General features: G+C 69.5%; 7 protein-coding genes. 2 read left to right on the forward strand and 5 right to left on the reverse strand.

The annotated features are described in order from the left end of the window. The first annotated feature begins 13 nt into the window (after positions 1–13). Positions 14–1,267, forward strand: a complete 1,254-nt coding sequence (locus tag ACIQRL_RS20925) for a styrene monooxygenase/indole monooxygenase family protein (protein WP_401333296.1) — start codon at positions 14–16, stop codon at positions 1,265–1,267. A 274-nt stretch (positions 1,268–1,541) separates the two neighbouring features. Here the strand turns inward: ACIQRL_RS20925 and ACIQRL_RS20930 are convergent, their stop codons facing one another. From ACIQRL_RS20930 to ACIQRL_RS20950, 5 genes are all read right to left on the reverse strand, one after another. Beyond that, positions 1,542–1,901 (reverse strand): DUF805 domain-containing protein, encoded by a 360-nt coding sequence (locus ACIQRL_RS20930; RefSeq protein ID WP_401333299.1) that lies wholly within the window; start codon positions 1,899–1,901, stop codon positions 1,542–1,544. 408 nt (positions 1,902–2,309) lie between these two features. Further along, positions 2,310–3,467 (reverse strand): NlpC/P60 family protein, encoded by a 1,158-nt coding sequence (locus ACIQRL_RS20935; RefSeq protein WP_401333301.1) that lies wholly within the window; start codon positions 3,465–3,467, stop codon positions 2,310–2,312. Between the two features lie 109 nt (positions 3,468–3,576). After that, the gene (locus tag ACIQRL_RS20940) at positions 3,577–3,897 is read right to left on the reverse strand and encodes a hypothetical protein (RefSeq protein WP_401333304.1); all 321 of its coding nucleotides are present in this window, start codon (positions 3,895–3,897) and stop codon (positions 3,577–3,579) included. Between the two features lie 10 nt (positions 3,898–3,907). Next, positions 3,908–4,633, reverse strand: coding sequence for a TetR/AcrR family transcriptional regulator (locus tag ACIQRL_RS20945; RefSeq protein ID WP_401333307.1), 726 nt, complete (start codon positions 4,631–4,633; stop codon positions 3,908–3,910). A gap of 967 nt (positions 4,634–5,600) precedes the next feature. Then, on the reverse strand, positions 5,601–6,530 hold the full coding sequence (locus ACIQRL_RS20950; RefSeq protein WP_401333309.1) for a diiron oxygenase: 930 nt from the start codon (positions 6,528–6,530) through the stop codon (positions 5,601–5,603). A 140-nt stretch (positions 6,531–6,670) separates the two neighbouring features. On the opposite strand from ACIQRL_RS20950, the gene ACIQRL_RS20955 reads away from it, so the two are divergent. After that, positions 6,671–7,771, forward strand: a complete 1,101-nt coding sequence (locus tag ACIQRL_RS20955) for a ferritin-like domain-containing protein (protein ID WP_401333312.1) — start codon at positions 6,671–6,673, stop codon at positions 7,769–7,771. Positions 7,772–7,952: the final 181 nt, after the last annotated feature.

Below are 7,952 nucleotides of genomic sequence, written 5' to 3' on the forward strand. Positions count from 1 at the left end.
AGAAGCAACCCGCATGCGGAAGATACTCGTCGTCGGAGCCGGCCAGTCCGGGCTCCAGCTCGCCCTCGGACTCCAGTCGCAGGGGTACGAGGTCACCCTGATGTCGAACCGGACGGCGGACGAGATCCGTTCCGGCCGGGTCATGTCGACGCAGTGCATGTTCGACACGGCGCTCCAGCACGAGCGCGATCTCCAGGTGAACTTCTGGGAGTCCCAGGCCCCGAAGATCCAAGGGCTCGGCGTCTCGGTCGCGGCCCCCGGTTCCTTCGACCCGGGCCCCTCGCAGCGCGTCATCGACTGGGTCGGCAAGCTCGACGGATACGCGCAGTCGGTCGACCAGCGGGTCAAGATGGCGGGCTGGATGGAGACGTTCGCGCAGCGCGGCGGCCAACTGGTCATCCACGGCGCGGCGGTGTCCGACCTCGACTACTTCTCCCGCGCGTACGACCTGGTCCTCGTCTCGGCGGGCAAGGGCGAACTCGTCTCCATGTTCGGCCGTGACGCCGCCCGTTCCCCGTACACCGAGCCGCAGCGCGCCCTCGCGGTGGCCTACGTGCACGGTCTGGGCCCGCGCCCCGAGCACCCGGACTACGACGCGGTCCGCTGCAACCTGGTCCCCGGCGTCGGCGAGCTGTTCATCATGCCGACCCTCACCACCTCGGGCCGCGCCGACATCCTGTTCTGGGAGGGCATACCCGGTGGTCCGCTCGACGTCTTCAACGGCGTCAAGGACCCCGCCGAGCACCTCTCCCTGACCCTGGAACTCATGGAGCGGTTCACGCCCTGGGAGTACGCGCGCGCCACCAACGTCGAACTGACCGACGTGGGCGGCACGTTGTCCGGGCGGTACGCCCCCACCGTGCGCAACCCGATCGGCCGCCTCCCCGGCGGTGGGCTGGTCCTCGGCGTCGCCGACGTCGTCGTGGCCAACGACCCGATCACCGGCCAGGGTTCCAACTCGGCGTCCAAGTGCGCCGCCGCCTACCTCGCCTCGATCGTCGAGCAGGGCGACAAGCCCTTCGACGAGGAGTGGATGCAGGCGACGTTCGACCGCTACTGGGACACCGCGCAGCACGTCACCAAGTGGACCAACGCGATGCTGGGCGTCCCGCCGGAGCACGTGCTCAACCTGATCGGAGCGGCGGGCCAACTCCCGCCCGTGGCCGACCGGTTCGCCAACGGCTTCAACAACCCGGCCGACTTCGAGAACTTCTTCTTCGAGCCCGAGAAGACGGCCGCCTATCTGGCGTCGGTCACCGGGGGCTGACATCCGCCCGACCACGGTCGTGGCAGCGACGCGACAGTGGATTCACATCCGGCCGCGTCCGCACGGTGAGCAAGGAAAGCGGCCCCCGACCTACCAGGTCGGGGGCCGCTTTCGGGTCCAACTACCGTGAGTGCCCGGTGTCCTCGGTGGCTTTGCGCCGGACCGGGAACGCGGGGAACGCACGGTTCGCGGCTGACGTGGCTCTCGTGAGAACGGTCAGCAACGGTGGCCTGCCACCCTCCTGGGACGACGGGCCACCGTGAGCGGGCGAACGTCAGACAGCCGCGCCGGCCAGCTTCGGGCTCGGGCCGTACTGGTTCGCCTCCGGCTTGGTGTCGCTGGCCAGGAAGACCAGCAGGATGATGCCGCCCACCAGCGGGACAAGAGCGATGAACGTCCACCAGCCGGAGCGTCCGGTGTCGTGGAGGCGGCGGACGCCGACCGCGAGGCTCGGGAGCAGGACGGCGAGCTCGTAGAGCGGGGCGATGACACCGGTGCCGAGGAGGCTGAGGTCGATGACCAACAGCGCGACATAGATGATCACGTTGATGAGCGCGAACATCCAGTATTCCTGGCGGCGGGCGCGGCCGTTGAAGGTGGCGTACTTCTTGAGGACGTCGAGGTACCAGTGCATGGGTCCCCCCCAGGGACTAGTGGTGGGGCCGGTCCGAAAAGAACAGGCCAGCGTGGAATGTAGAGGGCTTGATCACACCGGTCAAAAAGTTACCTGGCAGCGGCCGATCGGTGATCACGCGTGGATGTATAGGGCCTAACTTCGCCTACTTTGTTCTGCGTGAGCCCGTGACGGACCAGGTGGACCCGGCGAAGCAAGCGTCGATGCGCCCGCTCCGTAATGGAGTTGTGCACGCCCCCTCTGATCGTGCCGGTCAGGTGATCGGGGGTAACTCGCAGGCCGTGTCCCGCACACGGTCGCGAAAACCGTCGTGGCGCGAGTCACCGCGTGTTCAAATCCCACGCCCACCGCAGGTGAACAGCCCCTGGAAAGCGCCCGATTCAAGCTCTGCCGAAGCAAGCCGGCCGCCTAACCGGCGTCGGTCACCGGCGCGACGGAGGCGTAGCCCTCGTCGGTTCCTTCGGTGGCCTGCTCGGGGAGCTTCGGCGGCGTGTAGTGCCGCAGGGACTTCCCGTCCGGATCCGGGCGCACCGCGCCGAGCAGCGGGTTCGCGGCGATGGGGGACACCTTGATCGTCGCCCCCGGGCGCGGCGCCTGCACGACCATCCCGTCGCCCAGGTAGATGGCGACGTGGGTGGCCTCGGGGAAGTAGAGCACCAGATCACCGGGGCGCAGCTTGTTCAGCGGGATCCTCGGGAGCTGGGCCCACTGTTCCTGGCTGGTGCGGGGGATGGGGCGGCCGGCCCGGTCCCAGGCCTGTGACGTCAGCCCCGAGCAGTCGTAGGCCGCCGGGCCCTCGGCGCCCCACTCGTACGGCTTCCCGATCTGCTCGACGGCGTAGCGCAGCGCTTCCTCGCCCGCCCGCGAGGGCGGCCGGACGCTGCTGAGCGCGCCGGAGGCCATGACCTTCTTCTGCGCCGTGGCCGTCCCCGACTTCTCGGACCTCTCCAGTTCGGCGATCTGCTCGGCGGTCAGCGAGGCGAGCAGCCGCTGGACGTCGTCGAGTCGCCTGCGCACCTCGTCCCGATCCGTCTTCTGCCGTTCGGCGAGCGAGAGCTGACCGTCCAGCGCCTTGCGGGCCGCACGCGCGAGCACCTCGGTGTGCTTCTCGCCGCCCGCGACCCGCCGCACCGTCTCGGCCCGCTCCAGCGACAACTGTCCGATCAGGTGTCCCTGGTCGAGGGCGTGCTGCGGATCCCGGGCGAGCAGGAGCTTCAGGTACGTGGAGAGGTCGTCGCTGCTCTGGTACTGCTGCCGGGCCAGCCGCCCCGCGGCGCCGCGGCTGTCCTGGAGCGAGAGGCGTGCCCTGGCGAGGCCGGTGTCGAGCCTGGCGACCTCCGCGCGCTGCTTCTTCAGTTTTTCCGCGGTGCCGTTGTACGTCTCGGTGGCGCGTTCGGCGTCCCGGTAGGCGCGCTGAAGATCCGTCAGCAACGAGGCCACGGACCGCTGGGCGTCGGTTCCGGAGCCCTGGCCGGGCTCCGGGGCGGCCACCGCCGGTGTGGGCGAGAGCAACGCCCCGGCCGCCACCGCTCCCGTGCACAGCAGACGCAGAAGCCTTCCTGACACGCCATCACCTCCGTTACCGGGGTGGCCCGTCCACCACCCGTCTCGCACCGGCAGGATCGGCCCACGGCTTCGCTCGCGCGCGCCGGGTGACCGCTTCGGCCCAAGAAGGTCACTCGTCGGCGTTGCCGCCCGGCGTGGCGCCGCCGCTGTCCCCGCCCTTGTGCGTGCCCGGGGACCAGGGCAGCTTGAACCGGCTCCCCGAGGTGCCGCCCTCGGGGTCGTACTCGTACTTCCACCCCTGATGGAGCCCGAGCCGCTTGCTGGTGGCCGACTGGACGCGCCGGTAGACCAGCACGGTGGGCTTGCCGCCGTCCGGGTCGGGCACCGGAATCCGGTAGATCTTCGGCGGGTGCCCGGTGATGCCGAGCAGCACGGGCACGACGCGCCCGTCCAGCGGGCCGCCGACAAAGGGGGTGTCTTCGCTCTTCACCGGACCAGTGTCACAGCAGGTGGGCCGCATCCTCGACAACGGGCAGCACCCGGCGGACCAGTGCCCCCGCGATGCCCTCGGGGCGCTCCATCGCGAGCGAGGCCCGGACCACCGCCGCGGTCTGCGGATCGCTCCCCGCGCTCGCCACGAGCGCCGCCACGAACTGCTCGACGAGCCAGTCCCGCAGCTCGTCCAGCGGCGGTTCCTTGTCCTCGTCGAGCCAGATCAGCGAGGCCGCCTCGACGGCCGTGATCCACATCCGTACGGTCATCCGCAGCCGGGGCCCGGGACCCTTCACCCCCAGATGATCGAGAATGTGCTCCGCCGCCGCCCGCCGGACCCCGTCGACTATGGCCGTGGTCCGCGAGGTCTCGATGACGCTCCCGCCCTGCAGCAGCGCGCTGAAGCCGGCGTCGTGCTGGTCCACGAACGCGAGATACCGGTCCAGCGCCCGGGACAGCCGCTCGGTGAGCGGCCCCTGAGGAGGCTCCGCGAAACAGTGCTCCAGCTCCTCGGCGGCGGACCGCAGGGCAGCCTCGTACAACTGCTGCTTCCCGCCCGGGAAATACCGGTACACGAGCGGCCGCGAGACCCCGGCCGCCTCCGCCACATCGTCCAGCGACACCTCCTCGGGCACCCGCTGGGCGAACAGGGACAGCGCGGCTTCGAGCAACTGACTCCGCCGCTCCTCGACACTGAGCCGACGGTAGGCGGGGGTGGAAGCCTGCGAGGTCATGACGGGCAGCGTAACCGCCCACCCGCACACCTCCCCGTACGACGCAGACCGGGAATCACCCCACCCACCGCCCCCGTCCCCGCACCACCGCGCATGTGGAAGCACCACGCCCGCAAGCCGCCCCCCGACGGCGAACCACAAGGCCGGACAAGAAGACCCCGACACACAAGCCGTCCCCCACACGGGCGGACACAGCGGCGTACATGGAGAGGCCGACTCACAAGCCGCCCCCCGGCAGCGGAGCACATCGCCGGACATGGAGGGCTGGCCCACCACGCAAGCCGCCCCCCTCGCGGGCGGAGCACAATGCCGGACATCGAGAGGCCGCCACGCGAGGCGCCCCCTCGCGGGCGGAGCACAATGCCGGACATCGAGAGGCCGCCACGCAAGCCGCCCCCCTGCGGGCGGAGCACAGCACCGGACATCGAGAGGCCGCCACGCAAGGCGCCCCCTCGCGGGCGGAGCACATTGCCGGACATCGAGAGGCCGCCACGCAAGCCCCCACTCAGCGGCAGCCGCCGGACAACGCGAGGGGACGTGCCGGTACATCGAATGCCCGCAGCCGGACGGATCACAACAGACGCCCCCATGGAACGCCGGTCAGGATCCGTTCGGATGCGGGCGGATGTACCGGCGCGGCCCCGCCCCCGCACCCCTTGGGCGCGCCCCCGACCGACCGATCCCTGCCCCGAAACCCCAGCCGAGTCCGAAGCCGAGTCCGAAGCCGAGTCCGAAGCCGAGTCCGAAGCGGAGTCCGAAGCGGAGTCCGAAGCGGAGTCCGAAGCGGAGTCCGAAGCGGAGTCCGAAGCCGATCCCGAAGCCGGGACCCAGCCGATCCCGAAGCCGGGACCCAGCCGATCCCGAAGCCGGGACCCAGCCGATCCCGAAGCCGGGACCCAGCCGAGCCCGAAGCCGGGACCCAGCCGAGCCCGGACCCGAGCCCGACACCGCCCGGCAGGGCCCCGCCTCAGGCCAGCAGCCCCGACGCCTTCCAAAGCCGCCGCCCCGCCCCCCGCAGCACCCCGATCTCGTCCAGGAAGTCCGTCAGCTTCTTGGCCCCGGTCTGCATCACATCCCGCCGATGCCCACTGGCCTTCACCTGCGCCAGGGCCTCGCGCTTGTCGAGCCCGACGTTCGTGTACACCTCGGGGTTGACGAAGGCCACCGAGAACACCCGGGCGAACTCGCCCGAGGTGATCCGGGTGAACTCCTGCGACCACCGCGGCGCGGAGACCATCTGCCGCCGCAACTCCTCCCGGGCGTAACGGACATGCCGCGCCTCCTCCACGACGTGGATCCGCGTGACCCCCCGGACGAGGGTCTGCACCCGCTCGTCCGGGAACGTCAGCCGCTGCATCCAGTCGAGGATCTCCTCACCGAGCAGCGTGGCCGTGAACGAACCCGGCGTGGTCGAGATGGTCTTGAAGACCCGCCCGAGGTTGAGATGCGCCCGGCTCACCGGGTAGTACGGCGTGCCCCCGCGCGTGATCAGCCGGGCGAACATCTTCGAGTGCCGGCACTCGTCCTCGATCTCGGTCAGCGCGTACCGCACATGCGCGCTCGTCGCCGCCTTGTCGTAGATGTGCCGCACCAGGAGCTGCATCAGGATGATCTCGAACCAGATGCCCAGCGAGGCCAGCGCGGCCGCCTCGTGCTGGGACAACGCGATCCGCTGCTCCTCGCTCATGCGCCGCCACAGCGGGGTGTCGTACAACGACACCAGCTCGGGCGGCCAGAACCACTTGCCCTCCTCGAAGGGTGCCTCCCAGTCGAGCTCCTTGTCGGGGTCGAAGGAGTGCTTGGCGGAGGAGTCGAGGAGGCGCTCGGCCACCTGCTCCCGGTCCTTGAGCAGACCGAGCGCGTCACGGAGCACCTCGGCTTCGGTCACCGTCGTCATGGCTGTTCCCACCTCGTCGTACGGGATCACTTCAGGGGTTACCGGCGGTCACCACTTATGAGACTGCTTGTCAGCAAGCTCGTCAATCCCCTGTGCCGGACTTGTTGACGGCGCGTCTACCTCGTGTGAGCCTGCGAGGTATGCCGACGCATGAGCTGTACGCCGCGGACTCGGGAGATCCCCTCTGGCAGATACCGGCCTCGGGGACGGCCCGCTTCAACTGGGAGTACGACGACGGTCGTGACCGGCTGCTCGCCCTCTACCAGAAGGGCAAGGACAAGCAGTGGGACGGCCAGAAGCGCATCGACTGGGGCCTGGAGGTCGACCCGGACGATCCGCTCGGCACTCCCGACGAGGCGATGACCCTGTACGGCACCCCGTACTGGACGAAGATGACCGACCGGGACAAGGCCGAACTGCGCAAGCACTACGCCTCCTGGCAGTTCAGCCAGTTCCTGCACGGTGAACAGGGAGCCATGATCTGCGCGGCGCGCATCGTCGAATCGGTGCCCGACCTCGACGCCAAGTTCTACTCGGCCACCCAGACCATGGACGAGGCCCGGCACGCGGAGGTCTACGCCCGCTTCCTGCACGAGAAGATCGGCATGCTCTACCCGATCAACGACAACCTCCAGTCCCTCCTGGGCGACACGCTCCGCGACTCCCGCTGGGACATGCCCTACCTGGGGATGCAGGTCCTGATCGAGGGACTGGCCCTGGCCGCCTTCGGGATGATCAGGGACACCACCGACAAGCCGCTGCCGAAACAGATCCTGGCCTACGTGATGCAGGACGAGGCACGCCATGTCGCCTTCGGCCGCATGGCCCTGCGCGACTACTACCGGCAGCTCTCCGACGCCGAACTGCGCGAACGCGAGGAATTCGTCATCGAGGGCTGCTACTTGATGCGGGACAGGCTGCGCGGTGTCGAGGTCCTGGAGAACTTCGGCATCCCGAAGGCGGAGGCCGAGCGGTTCAGCGAGCAGTCCGAATTCCTGCACCTCTTCCGCCAGTTGCTGTTCAGCCGCATCGTCCCCTGCGTCAAGGACATCGGCCTGTGGGGCGAACGCCTCCAGCGGGCCTACGTGGACATGGGCGTCTTCGACATGGGCAACTCCAACCTGGACCTCCTGATGGCCCAGGACGAGGAGGTCGCCGAACGACTGGACGCGCAGCGGTTCGCGGCGGAGGAGCGGGACCGCGTGGCGGAGATCGAGGAGACGATCGAACAGGGTACGTAGGCACCGGGGCCTGTGACCCAGGGCCTCCGCGACAGCGGGGCCCGAAGGAGACGGGCCACGCCGCAGGGAGGCGGTGCCCGGGAGCGCCTAGTGAGCTGGTTCGGAGATGCGTGAGCAGTAGCGGCAGATCCGGTCGAGGATCTGGTCGGCGGTTTTGGTCCACTTGAACGGCCGGGCCTCG

Source organism: Streptomyces sp. NPDC091209 (assembly GCF_044757755.1).
Classification (GTDB): Bacteria; Actinomycetota; Actinomycetes; order Streptomycetales; family Streptomycetaceae; genus Streptomyces.